The sequence below is a fragment of the Fulvimarina manganoxydans genome, from assembly GCF_900176465.1.
Classification (GTDB): domain Bacteria; phylum Pseudomonadota; class Alphaproteobacteria; order Rhizobiales; family Rhizobiaceae; genus Fulvimarina; species Fulvimarina manganoxydans.
In genome coordinates, this window is the sequence record NZ_FWXR01000012.1 from 109,818 (window position 1) to 126,057 (window position 16,240).

The 16,240-nt window shown below is 59.1% G+C and carries 12 protein-coding genes and 1 pseudogene; 10 read left to right on the plus strand and 3 right to left on the minus strand.

Translation table 11 applies throughout. The annotated features are described in order from the left end of the window. Window positions 1-331 precede the first annotated feature (331 nt). The 8 genes from B9A15_RS13825 (at window position 332) to B9A15_RS23865 (ending at window position 9,179) form a co-directional block, all read left to right on the plus strand. The gene (locus tag B9A15_RS13825; protein WP_084410734.1) at window positions 332-532 is read left to right on the plus strand and encodes a hypothetical protein; all 201 of its coding nucleotides are present in this window, start codon (window positions 332-334) and stop codon (window positions 530-532) included. Next, window positions 532-846: a hypothetical protein gene (locus B9A15_RS13830; RefSeq protein ID WP_084410736.1), complete on the plus strand. Its 315-nt coding sequence runs from the start codon at window positions 532-534 to the stop codon at window positions 844-846. The genes B9A15_RS13825 and B9A15_RS13830 overlap by 1 nt, the downstream gene beginning before the upstream one ends. After that, the gene (locus B9A15_RS13835; protein ID WP_084410738.1) at window positions 846-3,104 is read left to right on the plus strand and encodes a hypothetical protein; all 2,259 of its coding nucleotides are present in this window, start codon (window positions 846-848) and stop codon (window positions 3,102-3,104) included. The genes B9A15_RS13830 and B9A15_RS13835 overlap by 1 nt, the downstream gene beginning before the upstream one ends. After that, window positions 3,104-4,738: a phage tail tip lysozyme gene (locus B9A15_RS13840; RefSeq protein ID WP_084410745.1), complete on the plus strand. Its 1,635-nt coding sequence runs from the start codon at window positions 3,104-3,106 to the stop codon at window positions 4,736-4,738. The genes B9A15_RS13835 and B9A15_RS13840 overlap by 1 nt, the downstream gene beginning before the upstream one ends. Beyond that, window positions 4,738-7,818, plus strand: coding sequence for a hypothetical protein (locus B9A15_RS13845; RefSeq protein ID WP_084410747.1), 3,081 nt, complete (start codon window positions 4,738-4,740; stop codon window positions 7,816-7,818). The genes B9A15_RS13840 and B9A15_RS13845 overlap by 1 nt, the downstream gene beginning before the upstream one ends. An 83-nt stretch (window positions 7,819-7,901) precedes the next feature. Then, the gene (locus tag B9A15_RS13850) at window positions 7,902-8,261 is read left to right on the plus strand and encodes a hypothetical protein (RefSeq protein ID WP_084410749.1); all 360 of its coding nucleotides are present in this window, start codon (window positions 7,902-7,904) and stop codon (window positions 8,259-8,261) included. Beyond that, a complete protein-coding gene (locus tag B9A15_RS23210) occupies window positions 8,258-8,941 on the plus strand; it encodes a hypothetical protein (protein WP_084410751.1) in 684 nt (227 codons plus the stop codon). Before B9A15_RS13850 ends, B9A15_RS23210 begins: the two co-directional genes overlap by 4 nt. After that, a complete protein-coding gene (locus B9A15_RS23865; protein ID WP_084410753.1) occupies window positions 8,931-9,179 on the plus strand; it encodes an HGGxSTG domain-containing protein in 249 nt (82 codons plus the stop codon). The genes B9A15_RS23210 and B9A15_RS23865 overlap by 11 nt, the downstream gene beginning before the upstream one ends. A 148-nt stretch (window positions 9,180-9,327) precedes the next feature. Here the strand turns inward: B9A15_RS23865 and B9A15_RS13865 are convergent. Beyond that, window positions 9,328-10,005, minus strand: a pseudogene (locus B9A15_RS13865) (IS5 family transposase); the annotation flags it as partial. Here B9A15_RS13865 and B9A15_RS13870 point away from each other — a divergent pair. Together B9A15_RS13870 and B9A15_RS13875 are read left to right on the plus strand one after the other, a co-directional pair. Then, entirely contained in the window at window positions 9,993-11,996 is a 2,004-nt protein-coding gene (locus B9A15_RS13870; RefSeq protein WP_084410755.1) for a methyl-accepting chemotaxis protein, read from the plus strand. The pseudogene B9A15_RS13865 and the gene B9A15_RS13870 overlap by 13 nt on opposite strands. A 242-nt stretch (window positions 11,997-12,238) precedes the next feature. After that, a complete protein-coding gene (locus B9A15_RS13875) occupies window positions 12,239-13,375 on the plus strand; it encodes a GGDEF domain-containing protein (RefSeq protein ID WP_170923298.1) in 1,137 nt (378 codons plus the stop codon). Between the two features lie 194 nt (window positions 13,376-13,569). Here B9A15_RS13875 and B9A15_RS13880 read toward each other — a convergent pair whose 3' ends face one another. After that, window positions 13,570-13,992 (minus strand): BLUF domain-containing protein, encoded by a 423-nt coding sequence (locus B9A15_RS13880; protein ID WP_084410759.1) that lies wholly within the window; start codon window positions 13,990-13,992, stop codon window positions 13,570-13,572. A 22-nt stretch (window positions 13,993-14,014) separates the two neighbouring features. Beyond that, complete coding sequence (locus B9A15_RS13885) at window positions 14,015-16,069, minus strand: putative bifunctional diguanylate cyclase/phosphodiesterase (RefSeq protein ID WP_084410761.1); 2,055 nt, start codon at window positions 16,067-16,069, stop codon at window positions 14,015-14,017. Window positions 16,070-16,240 lie beyond the last annotated feature (171 nt).

Consider the following 16,240-nt stretch of genomic DNA (forward strand, 5'->3'; position numbering starts at 1 on the left):
ACGAGGTAATCGACGTTCGAACGGCGGTAATCCATAGCGGCAAGTCTGACGCGACAATCCGCCGGCTATGTAAACAGCATGGTCTTTCGCGACAGACCACACCCCATGCCCCCTTGGAGATTTCGTTAGTCGCCCTTGAAATGGCACTTCACGGGGATTTCGAAGCTATCGAGCTGCTGCGCGAAGGTCACAGGTCAAATGATCGTGTGATCCGCTATCTTCATCATCTTGGCCTTCCAATACCGCGAAATGACCAAACCTGACTAAACGTGCCTAATCCAAAAGGCGCGGCAGATAAGCTAATATCCCATCGGATCACGGAGTTGAACTGATGGGATACGCTAATATTCACCTCAAAGGCGGCAAAGTCACTCCTGCCTTTCAGTTGGCTTTATTCGACGCTGCCAATCGCGCTGGCATGACAGTCAACGAGTTCGTCTTGATGGCGACTGCTGAAAGACTTGTCGCACGCGGCGTTGCCATCCCCGGCGTCTTCCGTCCCGGCGACATCAAGGGGACGATGGCTGCCTAATGAACACTTTGCCTTTCCAGAACGACGATCACCACGAGGCCTATGAGGCGGCTGCCGATATGCTGCTGGACGAAGCGGATCGCTTTGCGGAAGGCGTCGCCATTGCTGTCGTGAATAGCGCTGAGGAAGGAGAGGTCACCCAGCACGCAATCGACCTTGGCGCGGCAATGATGACGGGGGCGCTTCGAGCGAAGATGGAGCTTCAGGGCTACCCAACAGAATGCCTGGCGCCCTGCCTGAATAGAGCCCGTCGGGCATTTGCCGACACCATCGACTTGTTGACGGGTGACGATTCATCCCGAGGCGTCCACTGATGGCGCGGCTTTCCTCGCAAGAGAAGTACGACATTGCGCTCACCCTTGCGGGGGAGATCGATCCGCGCCTGTCACCTTGGTCTGATCCGAGGACCAGGACGGAAGCGGCGAACATTATCGCTACGATCGAGAACCGCTTTGACATTGGCACGCCTCGGGCATTCGGAGCGTCGAAGACGAAGAATTACGGTTCGCGCTCCGATGTCGTGAAGCAGAATAGCCAATACTCGACGTGGAACGATGCCAGAAGCCGGGCCACGGCACGGGCGAATTACACACGGTTCAAGGACGAGATCGACAAGGTCGTCGAGGATTTCGAGAAGGGCAAGGTAGCCCCGACCCGGCCGGACGCGACCCACTATTACGCCCCGGAGGCGATGAAGGCGCTGACCGGTCGCCCAAATCCCGCCTGGGCGCCGAGTCTCGATAGCCGCATGAGGCAGGGCGCGCACGTTTTCGGCGCGATGCCGAGCCTTTACGGCCCTAGTGCGCCCCGCCCGATGAACTACCCGACCCCTCAGGTCGAGCGGGCCTATCTCGCTCCAACACTCGATAGCATCCCGGTTCCGACAATGGCCGGCCTTGGACGCGATGTGGCATCGCGAATGCGAGGGTTCCCCGAGACGCCACGCCCGCAGACGGCCAGCCTCCCCGCCTCCGTTATGGATCGCATCGCGGGGTTTTCGACGACGCCCTCTTCTATGACTGCCTACGCGCCGCCGTCTTCAATGCCAAACCGCGCAGCGGCCGCGATCGAAGCGCAAATTGCGGGCGTAGCGTCTTCGGTTGATCGTCGCCCCTCGCCGATGCCGGGTATCCAAGCTTACAGCCCCGTGGCCGGGCCTGCGGAACTTGCGGCCGTCGCCCTTTCTCGCGCACGCACGGCTGGCATTCCGACGCCGACACGGGCTCAACCCAATGTGCCGACACCGACAGCGCGGCCGAGCTTTGGCTTGTCCGACGCGGTCATGTCTCGCATGCCTGATATGCCGGCCACGATGCCTAGCCTTGCCGACATGCGGACAAAGGCAGCGCAGCAGACCGCATCGCTCCCGGCCAGCGTGTCGGAGCGCATGGCGGGCTTCCCGTCGATGGGCTCGCTCAACGACGTGGCGAGCTACCAGGGCACAATGGGCCAACCGGCGCGATCTATGCCGGCTAATGTCCCGGCGCCTTCGCCCGCACCGCGCAACAACATCGAGGCAGCGGCGAAACAGCTCGGGGCTCCGGTCACGGCTGGGTTCTCTGGCGCAACGATGCGCGGTCTCCTCGGGGCCATTGGAGACGAGAAGCCGCAGATACAGAGCGCACCGCTCAATGCACCTAAGGCCGATCGCGTCGTCTCTCAGGCAGCGCCAAAGGCCGGTAGGGTCGCAGATCAGCAAAGCATGATCCAATCGCGCTTTGACAATGCTCCGATGAACACGCCGACCATGACGCAGATGGTGGCAGAGCCGAAGGGCTATCTCTCCGATCGGTATGGCGCGCGCGCCCAGCCGGCAAGTCTCCAGGCTCGCACGCCGACTGTCACGCCGACGCGGGCGAATGCAATGCAAGGGCCACAGATTGCGGCTCGATCGCCGTCTCTCCCGGCAACGGGTCCGATGCCCAACGCTCGCCCTGGCGTCTCGTCCATGGCTCCGCAGGCAACGGCCATGTCATTTGCCCCGGCGCAACAGACGCGGGCGCCGCAGTTTGCCGAGGTGATGACACCGCAAGCGCCAGCGCGCACGCGCAGCATCGCGCCTCGCACGGTCAACGATCCAATCGCGGTCGCTGATCGGCAGACACGCAGCCTCGGCGCTCCGTCGATCCCTGATGCACCTCGCCAGACGGGCGGGCTCCTCGGTGCAATCGGCAATGCCTTCGGCGGTATGTCGGATACGATGGGCGGCTTTGGCGGTGTGGCTGGCGGGCTTCTCGGCGGCGCTATCGCTGGCCCAGCCGGTGCGGTGGTCGGCAGCATGGTTGGCCGCGCATTCGGGGGCAACACAGGCGGCGGCAATCTCTCGCAGACGGCTCGCAGTGCTCTTGCCAACGGGTGGAGCGGGTTTGGCCCGGCGCCGCAGTCCTATGAGCAATTCAGCCGCTCGTCAGGTGGTGGCGGGAGCTTTAGCGGTGGCGGGCGACCTCGGGGCCTCTTCGGCGAGCGGAACGACGCGGCATCAAGCGCGCTGCCCGGCAAGACGACGACCTACAGCGACGGCCGGACGGAAAAGGATGGCCCGAGCAAAAGCACCGGGAAGGGCAAACGTTGATGGCGTCGATCTATGATCAATTCATCGGCACGGTCGGCCAGGGGGTCACAAACCCTTATGGCCTTGCCGCCGTGGCTGCGACCGGCAAGCACGAAAGCGGCTATTCCGCCCGCAATGCCTACGGCCAGTGGTCGGACCCAGCCGAAAGCGGCTCTCCCGGCCAAGCGGGCGGCATCTTGTCTTGGCGCAATGAGCGCCTTGCCAACCTTCGCCGTTTTGCTTCGGCTCGGGGTGATGATCCGAACCGCCCTTCACCGCAGACACAGGCCGAGTTTTTCCTTCAAGAGGACCCGGCGCTTGTCCAACGGCTGAACAGCGCGGGCAGCATCGATGAGGCGCAGAGCCTCATGAACAACGCATGGCGCTTTGCCGGATATAATCGGCCGGGCGGAGAGGCTTCGCGGCGGCGCAATACGGCCGCCGGCTATCTCTCAGACATCAGCAACGGCGAATTGACCGCCGGTCCTTCCGAATACACTGCGCCCGTTCAAGGAGGTTCGTATATGGCCGGTTATCCGTCCACGACAGGAGGTCTCGGCGGGCTCGGGGGCATCCCCATGCCTCAGCCAGAGAAGGAAAAGCCCGGCTTCTTCCAGTCTGGAGAGTTCGGCGATGTCCTTCAGGCGGTCGGCCTTTCCCTCTTATCATCACCGCGAAATGCGCCGCTTCAGAATTTCGGGACCAATCTTCTTCAACTCGAAGGCAAGCGGGAAAAGACCACTCAGCGCAACGCGACCCTCGAATATCTGAAGGCAAACCATCCTGAGATTGTCGGGGCGGTCGAGGCCGGCTTGCCGATCGGAGATGCTTTCCGCATTGCGCAGGCATCTCGTCAGCAGCGCATGGACGCAGATCAGCGCTCATCCCGTGTCGAATATCTGCGCGGGATCGATCCTGCGCTCGCCGATGCCGTTCAGTCCGGCGTCATCGATGCGGACGATGCCTACAAGATGTATGTCGATCGGAACGATCCGACGGCGAACGAGGTGAACTATGGCCTCTCACCTGTCTATGGCCGGGACGCGGAGGGTAACCTGGTTGTCGGGCAGATGGGGTCGGATGGCTCGATCGCCCGCTCTCGCACCCCGGACGGATTCACGCCGGTTTCGCCCTACGATCTGAACCGAGACAAGGCAGCAGGAACCGCTTTCGGGAAGGAAACGGGCGCGGCCGCCGCCGGAGCGCCCTCGGGCATCAGGATTGCCAATCAGGTCTCGCAGCAGGTCAGCGATCTCATTAATGATCCTTATCTTCCGCGCATGATCGGTCCCATCGACTCCCGGCTGCCTAACTGGTCGCCGGAATCGAACCGTGTCCAGGCTCGCATTGATCAGTTGCAGGGCGGCGCCTTCCTCCAGGCTCGCGAGATGCTGAAGGGAGGCGGCCAGATCACCGACTTCGAAGGCAAGAAGGCGGAGGCGGCATTTGTCCGCATGAACCAGGCCCAAAGCGTCGAGGATTTTCAAGGCGCGCTTCGAGAGTTCAACGATGCGGTGGTCGCTGGCGCACAGAAGCTTTCCCAGGCGGCCGCCGATCCCCGTTCTGGTCCGATGCCTGACGCGCCTGTTGATGCCGTTTCCTCGGGCGGCGGTTGGCAAGACGTTGATGGCGTTCGCATCCGGAGGGCTCGATAATGCCGATCTTTGAGATTGAAGGGCCGGATGGGCTCTATGAGGTGGACGCCCCCAACGAGCAGCGGGCGGTCGCAGCCTTCAAGAAGATGATGGCCGGCACAGGGAGCAATGTGCCGTCCTCGTCTGGAGGGAGGACAGCATCCGAGCCCGCCGAGATGGGCGAGCGCGCTCCAACCTATGGCGGCACGGCCATGAACGCGACGGCGGGCATCAATGAAGGCCTCTATGGCATCGCAGGGGCGCCGGTCGATCTCATGCGCGGCGGCATGAACGCGATCATCGGCGGCGCAAACTACATGGGCGCTGATCTGCCGACGATTCCAGAGAACAGCGTCGGCGGTTCTCGCTGGATTGCCGAGACGCTGGGTGAGGCCTCGCCCGTCCTTGATCCGCAGAACACAGTCGCGGAGAACACGGCCGATCGTATCGCTCGCGGCGTCGGCCAAGGCGTCGGCTATACCGTGGCGCCGGAAGCCGCTGTTGCCGCCCTGGCGCGAGGTGGCGTTCTTCAGGGTAGAGCAGGTCAGATGGCTGGCCAGGTCTTCGGTCGTGGCGACAATCTAGGAGCCGTGGGACGCAATGCCGTGGCGGGGGCTGGAGCCGGTGCCGGCGCGTCCATCGCCATCGAAGGTGCTCCGGAAGGCTGGGAGCCTGTCGCAGGCATGGCAGGCGGCCTTGTCGGTGGCGGTATCGGCGCGGTGGCCGGTACGGTCCCCAGCATTATTCGGCAGGGCGGCCGCGTGGCATCCGATACCATGGCGCCCCTGACTGCTTCCGGGCGCGAGCGACTGGCTGGTCAACGCCTTCTCGATGCTGCGGATGATCCAACGGCATTGCGATCCGCTCTCGACAACGGCGCCCAGGAACTCGTCCCCGGCTCGCGCCCGACGACCTTCCAAGCGACGGGGGATATGGGCATTGGCGCTTTGGAGCGTGGTGCGCAGACCCGCGATCCTGCAGCCTTCAATGCACGCCGTGCCGATCAGAACGCAGCCCGCGTCGAAGCTCTCTCCGGCATTGAGCGTCAGGGGGCTCCTGAGCGCGTGGGAGCAGCAGTGCGTCAGCGGCTTAGCCAGATCGATGCAGAGACAGAGAGCGCGCTTCAGCGAGTGACAGAGGCGGCCAGGACGCGCACGACGGCTCTTGGACAGGGGATGCCGCCAGAAAGCGCTGGCGACGCTCTCAGGGCCTCGCTGGAGGCAGCAAGGACGCAGGCGAAGAATGCCGAGCGTCATCTCTGGGATGCGGTCGATCCCGATGGTACGCTGACCCTGGCAACGGGTGAGGCGAAATCGCGGGCGACCAACCTTCTTCGTGATCTTCCGAAGGCCGCCAAGCCGCCAGAAGGGGAAGAGGCGGCTATCTTTGCCGCAGTCTCTGGCCTCGACGATGTCGCGCCATTCCGTGAACTGACAGCCGCGCAAAGCCGGATCAAGACCGAGATGCGGCGTGAGCGCCTTGCGAATGGGGAGAGCCCCGCCTACCGTCGCATGGTGCAACTCAACTCGGCGATCGAGAAGGACCTCGACAGTGCGATTGCCGGGAAGGTAGCTCAGGAACAGCAGGCGGTCGCGGCGGGCCAGATGAGCGCCGAGAACACCTTACTCGCGAAGGCTCAACAGTGGTCGGATGAATGGTATGCCCGACAAGCCGAGGCCAGGAGCATCAATTCGGCAAGTGCTGGATCGGATGCCGGTGGCGGATCGACTACCCTTCTTGGCTCATTCGGAACAGAGAGCCAAGCGGGAAGGCGACTTGGAAATGCTCCGAGCAATCCGAGACTACCGAGCTATGATGTCCAAAGCTTCGACGGAGCCGCCGGAGAGCGCCTGAACGCGGCTCGCGATGCCTCTCGTGATCGCGCGAACCTCTTCGACAATCGGATGCTTGCGCCCATGCGGCGACGGCCGGCAAGCACGGCACCCTATGACATGGCCTCGGCCTCCGTTCCTGCCTCGATCTTCCGGCCCGGCGCTCGCGGATATGAGGCGGTAAAAACCTTCCGCCAAGCGGTTGGCGACGATGAAGCCATGCGGACCCTCGAACAATATGCGGTCGATCGGCTTCGGCGTTCAGCCCTCCGCGATGACGGCACGCTCGACCCGTCCAAGGTCTCGGCGTGGCGGAAAACTCACGCCGACGCCCTTCGTGCCTTCCCTGATCTCGATCGCCGCTTTGCCGATGCCGCCTCTGCCTCCGACGCTATGGCCACTCTCGCGGTCCAGCGAAAACAGGCCCTTGATGCTCTGGAAAAGGGATCGGTCGGAAAATTCCTTGGGGTCGATCACCCTGACGACGTGACGGCGACGGTTGGGCAGATGTTCGGGTCGCAGGACAGCATTCGGCGGTTCACGGATCTGCGCCAAGCCATTCGGGGAGACAAGGAAGCCGAACAAGGGCTCCGGAAAGCCATTGCCGATTACATGGCTCAGCGCTTTGTCGGGAATACTGAGGCCGGCACCTCGGGCGTCGGAACCATGAAGTCTGACGGGTATCAGAACTTCATTCGGCAGAACCGTGGCTCGCTCCGAGTGGCTGGTTTCAGCGATGACGAGATCGAAATCATGGGCCGCATCGCCGATGATCTTCAACGAGCGAACCGCTCGATTGCCTCGGTGAAAAACCCTGGCGGCTCCAACACGGCTCAGGACACGCTCGCCCTTCGCGACGCGGATCAAGGCGGAACGCTTCTCGCCAAAGCCCTTGCCGGTATGGTCGGGCCTGCAAGCGGCGCCTCGGCCGGCTTCATGGTCGGTAATGGTCCAGGCGCCTTGATAGGCGGTGCCGGCGCAATGCTTCTCGGCAAGATGCGTCAGGCCGGCATCGAGAAGATCGACGACCTCGTCGCTGATGCGCTCCTCAATCCCGGAAGGGCTCGCATCCTTCTCTCACAGGCCCGAACTTCAGCACAGGAAGAGGCACTGCTGAAGCTTCTTGGCGGCATGTATGCCCACTCGATGGTCGGGGCAGCGGGCACCGTCGAAGAAGATCAGCGGAAGCGCGGTCGAACCGTGATCGACATCACTGGCGGTCGTCAGACCCTTGGCCCGTCGAGGAGGGAGCCGGCCCTTGCTCGATAAGCTTCGATCGATCTCACCAATGATCCTGACAGCGGCCGCCATGCTCACAATGCTTGCGTTCGTTATTTCGTAAAGGGGCGCCCATGTCGAAAACCCAGCATTCTGCATTGATACGAGACGATGGACGGCCTGTCGGGCGACCGTTTCGAAAAGGCGAAGGCGGTCGCCCAAAGGGGGCGAGAAACAAACTCAGCGAGGAATTCCTCGAAGCTCTCTTTGCCGACTTCCAGGCGAATGGCGCTCAGACGATCGAGCGCGTCCGCACCGAGAAGCCCGATGCGTACCTAAAGGTCATCGCGTCCATCCTGCCGAGAAACCTCAACGTTGCGGTCAACGAGACGACTGACCTTTCCGATGACGAACTCCGAATGCGTATCCGGGATTTGGAATGCACGCTGAAGCCCTTCCTTAGTCAATCCAGCAATCGAGGGAGGATACAATGACGACTGCAACCCGAAAGAAGCCCACAAGCGCCGTGGCAAAAACAGACGGCGCCAAGCCCATCTCTCTGTCCACGCCAAAGCGCCCATGGACGCCGCTTTCCCGCAAGAAATCTGACGATCCAGAAAACGACTCGACAATCAAGAACTCCACGATGCAGCTCGTCCATGACGAGAATGACCAGCATCGGCCATACGGCGGAACAGCAAGCCCTGCCTTCAATCAAGCCATGATCGGGCAGGTAATCCGCAGCGTCTGGCTCGGCACTGAGCCATTGCCGATCGAACAGCAGGAGTTCTTTCAATGCGGGCCGATCGGCGCGCTTTGGGACATCGCCCCGAAAGATGCTGTCGAGGGCATGCTCGCGGCGCAAATGGTCGCCACTCACAACGCAGCCATGGAATGCTTTCGTCGTGCCATGCTCCCTGAGCAGCCGCATGCTGGGAGGGAAATGAACCTTTCACAGGCCAATCGTCTCACGCGCTCCTACACTACTCTCGTTGCCGCGCTCGATAAGCATCGAGGCAAAGGCCAGCAGACCGTTCGCGTCGAGCATGTCCATGTCCATTCGGGCGGTCAGGCGATCGTCGGGAACGTCAACCATGAGAGCCAGCAAAAGATCGAAGAGGATGCGGCAACGGCACTCATGAGCCGGGGGAGTGAAGAGAAAGATGTCGGTTGAGCCCTTGCACGCCGCCCCACGATGCGGTGCCCATTCCCGGCGCACTGGTAAGCCCTGCCGCTCTCCCGCAATGAAGAACGGTCGGTGCCGAATGCATGGAGGAAAGAGCACTGGCCCAGCAAAAGGCTCTCAGAACGCGTTCAAGCATGGAATGAGGAGTGCGGAAACTATCGCCATGCGTAAGGCGCTGAATGCGATCTTGCGTGAGAACCGGGAGATGCTGGAAAGCCTCAGTTGAGGATGGAGGTGGCTCCGCCTGACTTTTCGAGCGAGTGTCCGTCGTCAAAACATTTCGCGCAGATCGCGGTTTGGATTAGCGGAGATCGGGCCTCGTCTCTGTTTCGCTTTAGGGTCCGTCTAGAAAGGTCGTAATGCTCTTCCGAGGCGCGGCGAATGAGGATTATGACTGAGGCGGCATAAAGGAAGGCTGTCGCTGAGGCGATTGTGGGTTCAGAATCTTTCCAAAGCCTTCGGTTCCGGCTGATCCAGCCGAAGAACAGCTCGACGACCCAGTATGATTTGCGCGATATCTTTAGAACAGGAACGGTGCCGTCACGGTTTTGAATGTCGGCGGGCTGCGTCTCGATGACGAGCGCTCTTCCATCCGTATTCACCATCGCCTGCCGTTTGCGCCCGGCGACCTTCTTGCCAGCGTCATAGCCTTTCGGCCCACCGCTTTCGGTGGTTTTGATGCTCTGGTTGTCGATCACGGCGGCGCTTGGCGAAGCCCCGCGACCGAGCCGTTCTCGGTCGGCCATCACGAGCCGATGGTTGATACTGGCGAAGACGCTCTTATCACGCCGTCGGCTGAAGTGGTCGAAGACCGTGCTCCTGGTTGGCATATCGCTGGGGATCAACCTCCAGCCGATCCCACCACGCAGCATATGGAATATGGCGTTGACGATCTCGCGGAGTGGCCACTTAGGCGGCCGTTCCACGGCCTTTGGCTTCGCCAGCAGCGGTTCCAGAATTGCCCATTCCGCGTCGGTTAGATCAGTTTCATAGCGAAGGTGATCGCGGTTATGCTCCGTGCGAGTTGTCGGGTTCCCACATGGCTCTTCCAGATCAGGCTTCAGACACCCTTTCGAATCATCGTCATCCCGACCATTCAACCCTTTCCGGACAGGCTCCAATCTCGCGCCCAGATGCAAAGAATTTTAACGAACGATACTGTATTTTCGCCAATCCGTACGCAACTAAATTGGGTAGTATCGTGTATCTTAATATTCCTCGAAAGCTGGGCATAATTGTCGGCTTCTCAGCACTGATATGCTTTGGCGTCGCGGCAATACAGTTGCTATTCCTTCGCGACATCATCTGGCAAGAACGAAGTCAGTTGATCAAAGCCCAGGTAGAAACTGCTCAGTCCATCGTCCAAGCTTTCAAGGATCTCTCTGATACCGGTACACTTACCGAGAACGAAGCAAAAGAACGTGCAGCGCATGCAGTGAGCGCTATGCGTTACGGCAAAAATGACTATTTCTTTGTCACTGACTATGCTGGCGAAATGTTAGTACACCCTACCGAAGCGCTCATTGGCAAAGTTCTATGGGACAAGCAGGATCCGAACGGTCTCTACCTATTTCGTGAGCTGATTTCGCAAGCCAGAGCTGGTGGCGGAGAAACTGCTTATCTTTGGCCCAGGACCCCGGATCAACCGCCTGTGCCCAAACTCAGCTACTCAACCGGCATCAAAGGCTGGGACTGGATGCTTGGGACCGGCGTATATGTTGACGACCTGAATACGATTTTCGTCGGCGTCGCGTGGAAATCTCTAAGTGCGTCTGCAGTGCTTTTGGCGATCCTTGCGTTTTGCGCGTGGCCGCTTGCCAGAAGTATCTCTCAACCGATCTCGCGCTTGTCTTCTGCTATGCGGAGGCTCGCCGATGGAGACATGTCGATTACCATTCCTAATCTCGATCGGCAGGATGAGATCGGTGAAATGGCGGAGGCCGTCCAAAGCTTTAAAGCGGCGGCAATAGAACGGGATAGGCTTGCACGAGAAGCTAATGAAACTCGGTTGGCCGATAGCCTCGCGAAGGAACGTCAAGTAGCGATAGACAATGCGAAAGCCGAAGATCTGCGGGTGCTCGTCGCAGCTGTAGAGAGAAGCTTCGAACGCCTATCCGCGGGTGACCTCACAGTGCGAATGGACCAGAGCGTTGCGCCTGAGTTTGTGCCCATACAGACCCAGTTCAATGACAGCGTATCTCAGCTCGAAGAGGCTATCGGCGGCGTCGTCTCCTCGGTCCAGACGATCCGCACGGGCCTGTCGGAGATTGCTATTGCCTCCAACGATCTCTCCCAGCGTACCGAGCAACAGGCTGCTTCAATCGAAGAGACCGTCGCGGCTCTTTCCGAGGTCAGTCAAGCGGTCGCCATCACTGCCGAAAGTGCAGGTCAGGCGCGCGCGAGTGCCCGCCTAGCAGCTACGAAGGCCGAACAGGGTGGGGCCATCGTCGGACGCGCTGTCTTGGCCATGGAGGAGATCGAGGATTCCTCCCAGAAGATCAACGACATCATCGGCGTCATCGACGAGATCGCCTTCCAGACCAATCTTCTGGCGCTGAATGCCGGCGTCGAGGCGGCGCGTGCCGGTGAAGCCGGCAAGGGCTTTGCGGTCGTCGCCCAGGAGGTGCGCGAGCTCGCCCAGCGTTCGGCGACCGCCGCCAAGGAGATCAAGGACCTTATTTCAACTTCGCGCGCGAGGGTAGGAGCGGGAGTCGATCTTGTCACCGCCTCGGGCCGCTCGCTGGAGGAGATCGTCGCGGAAGTGAATGCCATGACCGAGGTGATCGCGACCATCGCCTCTTCTGCGACGGAACAGGCTTCCTCCTTGCGCGAAGTCTCGGACGCCGCCGAGCAGATGGACAAGGTCACCCAGCAGAATGCGGCCATGGTTGAGGAAACTACGGCTGCCACCAAGGCGGTCGAAGCCGAAACGGAAGAGCTCGCGCGGTCAATCGGACGGTTCGACATCTCGCAGGGCGAGGGCACCCATAAACCCGTCGAACGCAGCTCTTATAGCGCCCACTCGACGCGCCGAGCCGCATGATCGTGTTCGTTACAGAGCGAGAGCCCCTCACGCCGACCAGTGCATGACGGGCTCTCTCTAACTTCGCCCACTAATATGGCGCTACCGTTTGGTTATAAAATCTTACGCATTGTCCGAAATCCGGTCGTTTGGCCGGAAGAGTGAATGCCCTTCACGTCTTTCAAACTTAAATTCATTCTTTGCCGGGTATTGTAATGTGGAACTTCTTTTATGCCTGACGTGGAAATGCAATGCTTCTTTCCTTGGACCTCCTGACCGCCTTCATTCATGGCCTTGGCATTCTGTCAATTATCGCGATCGCCTTCGGTACGTTTGAGCGCCTTCCGCTGTCCGATTTTGGGCGCTCCGTCCTGGAAGGCGCGCTTTTCGGAATCGGTGCGATCGCTGCAATGTTAGCGCCGGCACAATTGGCCGACGGTGTGCTAGTCGATCTGAGAAGCATCATCGTCGGGCTTGGCGCAGCATTCGCTGGGTGGCCGGGCGCTATCATATCGATGATATTTGCCGCAGGGTCACGCCTGTGGCTCGGTGGCCCGACGGCCATCGCCGGTGCTCTCGGCATAGCTTATGCAGCTGTGGCGGGCGTCGTTTGGGCGAAGCACATCCGTCGGCCAGGGCGCACACCCATCACCCAATTCCTTTTGTTCGGCCTCATTTTGTCTGCACACATAGTTTTCCTCTATTCCGTCCCTACTTTACCGAGCGCCAAAGTGACGGAGCTTTGGCTCTTCTTCAGCGTCGCCAGCATGCTCGCAGCCGTCACACTCGGGACACTTATGTGCCGCGAACGCCATTTCATGCTTCGCGAACGAATGCTGCGCGAGGAATCAGCGACCGATGCCCTTACAGGCCTCCTAAACCGACGCGCCTTCGACAAGATCATGGACCAGCGCATGGCCGAGGAGGCATTAGGTCGACGAAGCTTCTCATTGCTGATCGTTGATGCCGACCACTTCAAAATGCTGAATGACACCTTCGGGCATATGGCTGGCGATGACGCCCTCCGGGCCCTATCGAAGGCTCTGTCTGCCAACCTGCGGCATGAAGACGTAGCTGCTCGGCTCGGAGGGGAGGAGTTTGGCGTCATCCTGCGCACAGCGCGACGTGACGACGCCATTCGCATGGCAGAAAAGATCCGCATCAGGATTGCTGGAGAAGGAATCCAGCAGAACGGTCAACTGATCCGTTTCACTGTGAGCATTGGGGTCGCTTGCTCATGCGACAGCGAGGCTAACGCCGGCACCCTCTTCGAGATGGCCGACCGCGCACTGTACCGCGCCAAGCAAAGCGGGAGGAACCGAGTTGAAGCAAGCCTGCCGAGCGCAAATTTGGCGCAAATCTCTCGTCAGATTGCTGCTCTCAGCGCTCAGCCCGAGTAGCAGAGAAGATCTTTTCAGTACGAGAGACCGAGAGCTTGCAGAGACTTCGGATGCAATTAACGCGGTAATTTGAGTGTAACGAGGCCTTCATACGACCGATTTGGCGAATGTATGCGCCATCAAATCAGATTCACAATCCATGCCAGCGAAAGCCATGGCACAACCTACTGGGCAATGCGGACAGGATCCCCGATTTAATCGTGTGGTAGATGCACTAACTGCAAGATTTGACGAAGGGCTTGTGCTGGTCTCGCATCTATTGTTACGGCTATGTGTTGAAGATCTCGATTGACGTGCAATTGGGTGGGCTCATTCGTTGAGCCGACGAACGCCATATCCCAATTGGCGAAAAGACGGCCTTTGGCGGGCTCCAGCTCAATCACTTTGATCTGCTTGTGGCGCAGATCGCAGCATATCGTTTCGAAAGCGTCCTCTATATTTTCGCGCTTGCCTTCCAGAACCTGGATAAAGGTGCCATTGACCAGCAGAAGTACGCCAGTCAGTTCACGCTCTTTGTTCTTTGTCGCGGATATTGCTACAATTTTTCTTGTCTCTTCATGGAGTGAAGCACCGTCCCGTTCGATATCCGCTACACTTGTATAAATGAGTCTATGCATCTCGGCTGCGCCCTTTCCAATCTTATGCGGCGGGTTTTTGCAAAACAGCTTCGGCGAATAGGCACGCGACCTGCTTGTATGGTATGGGTCTACTGATCAGATATCCCTGAAGATGGTCACAACCTCCACCGGCTGAGAAAACTCTCTGTTCATCCGTTTCAATGCCCTCTGCTGTGATCTTCATGCCCAGGCTCGTGCCCAACTGAGCGATTGCTCGTATGATTGACACACTGTCCGGATCGTTCGGCACGCGGGAGATGAAAGATCTGTCGATTTTGATCCGATTAATCGGGAAACGATGTAAATAGCTAAGCGAAGAGTAGCCCGTTCCAAAATCATCGAGCGAAATCGATACACCTAATTCTCGAAGCTCATTCAAGACAGCAAGGGCTTGCACGTCATTCCCGATGAGAGACGTCTCGGTGATTTCCAATTCGAGGCGATGAGCAGGGAGATTCGCTTCGGCAAGTGCATTCTTGACAATTCGGACAAGGCGCCGATCCAAAAGTTGGATAGGAGAAAGGTTGACGGCGACAGTCAAATGAGCAGGCCAGGTTGCTGCATCCATACAAGCCTTCTTCAAGACCCAGCTGCCGATCGAGCCTATGAACCCAAGTTCCTCCGCAAGCGGAATGAAAATGACCGGTGAAAGAAGGCCACGTTCCGGATGATTCCATCTGACGAGCGCTTCGGCACCGGTGAACGCACCGGTCTTTGCATCAGTCTGGGGCTGATAGTAGACCTCGAACTCCTCGCGGTTGACCGCTCGTCGAAGATCGGCTTCCAACGACCGACGGACGAGAATTTCCTCCGACATTGAAGGTTGATAAAGCTGAAACGTCGAGCGACCAGCAGCCTTCGCAGCGTATAGGGCGATATCGGCGTTCTGGGTCAGGTCGTCGAAAGAAGCTCCATCCTTTGGTGCAGATGCAATGCCAACGCTTCCCCCAAGCTCGATCAGGTGCCCTTGAATGATCAAAGGCCGCGAAAGCATTTCGACAATCTGGCCCGCTTTCAGACGAACCTGACTCGTATCCCTCGTTTCAGCGCAGATAATCGCGAATTCATCTCCTCCGAGGCGGGCGAGATGGTCATTTGGATCAAGCACCTTCTGAAGACGGCGGGCGACTTTGTGCAGAACGAGATCGCCTAGCGAATGTCCGAGTGTGTCATTGACCGGCTTGAAACGATCCAGATCGATCATCATCAATGTGAACGGGCCTGTATGACCGAATTCGAATTCCTCGCATTGTTCACGCAGGATCTCTTTGAACTGCCGTCTGTTTGCTAATCCCGTTAGTTCATCATGGGTCGCGATGTGCAGCAGTTCATTTTGTGAAGCAATTCGAGCCCGACCATCAATCAGATGGCTGGACATGCCCGTGAAGACAATGAGCAATGCGACCACGGCGATCGCCATCGCCATCGCGCCGAATGCCTCAGAGTCCGCAGCGATCGAAACTCCCCGCAACGGCGAGACAGAAAACGCTGCCATTGCCGTAAAATGCAAAGCAACGATACCGGCCACAAAGGTCGCGGTCGCCTGTGCGGCCCTGCGATATCGCGGGCCTGACTGTTCGGATTTGATAATCGCCGTCGTCGCAACGGAAAGCGTGACAGACATTGCGATTGCTGCTGCAATATAGAGATCGTCCCACATCACGAAGCCATCGACGCGGTAGGCGAACATCCCGACGAAGTGCATCGCAGCGATGGAAAGGCCGATTGTTGCCCCGCCAGCTACATGTGCAATGAAGCGGTTTCGCGAACCGGAAAGCCAGAAGCCAATCGTCGTGCCTAAAATGGCAATGATGATAGAAATGATGGTCAACTGCGGGTCGAACGTGACCGGCGCATGGGGCTCGTATCCGAGCATTGCGATGAAGTGCGTCGCCCAGATCGCGGAACCTGCGGTCACACCGGTCAGGAAACACCAATCGACACGACTGCGTCCGATTGCGACCAGAGATCGTTGCCAAAGCTGAACAGAGGCCAGCATCCCCACTATGCACATAATTGCGGCGAGCAGGACCAGCCACATATTATGCTGAGTCAAAACACAGCTGATAACTTTCATCAGATTCCAACCGGGAGAGCGGATTTCTTGACGCGACTCGATCAGTTTGTATCGCTTAGATAAAGAAAGTTTCAATGCCCAATGACATATACCGTTAACTATGCCGGAGGTTTTTTAGAATATTTTTTATTTATGTATTGCGCGCATATTTTGACGATTTTCTTTAAATCG

Coding starts and splice junctions, on each gene's coding strand:
- B9A15_RS13845 (WP_084410747.1), top strand. CDS start 4,738: ATGCCGATCTTTGAGATTGAAGGGCCGGATGGGCTCTATGAGGTGGAC.
- B9A15_RS13825 (WP_084410734.1), top strand. CDS start 332: ATGGGATACGCTAATATTCACCTCAAAGGCGGCAAAGTCACTCCTGCC.
- B9A15_RS13840 (WP_084410745.1), top strand. CDS start 3,104: ATGGCGTCGATCTATGATCAATTCATCGGCACGGTCGGCCAGGGGGTC.
- B9A15_RS13850 (WP_084410749.1), top strand. CDS start 7,902: ATGTCGAAAACCCAGCATTCTGCATTGATACGAGACGATGGACGGCCT.
- B9A15_RS13830 (WP_084410736.1), top strand. CDS start 532: ATGAACACTTTGCCTTTCCAGAACGACGATCACCACGAGGCCTATGAG.
- B9A15_RS23865 (WP_084410753.1), top strand. CDS start 8,931: ATGTCGGTTGAGCCCTTGCACGCCGCCCCACGATGCGGTGCCCATTCC.
- B9A15_RS13870 (WP_084410755.1), top strand. CDS start 9,993: ATGGCTCTTCCAGATCAGGCTTCAGACACCCTTTCGAATCATCGTCAT.
- B9A15_RS13885 (WP_084410761.1), bottom strand. CDS start 16,069: ATGAAAGTTATCAGCTGTGTTTTGACTCAGCATAATATGTGGCTGGTC.
- B9A15_RS23210 (WP_084410751.1), top strand. CDS start 8,258: ATGACGACTGCAACCCGAAAGAAGCCCACAAGCGCCGTGGCAAAAACA.
- B9A15_RS13880 (WP_084410759.1), bottom strand. CDS start 13,992: ATGCATAGACTCATTTATACAAGTGTAGCGGATATCGAACGGGACGGT.
- B9A15_RS13835 (WP_084410738.1), top strand. CDS start 846: ATGGCGCGGCTTTCCTCGCAAGAGAAGTACGACATTGCGCTCACCCTT.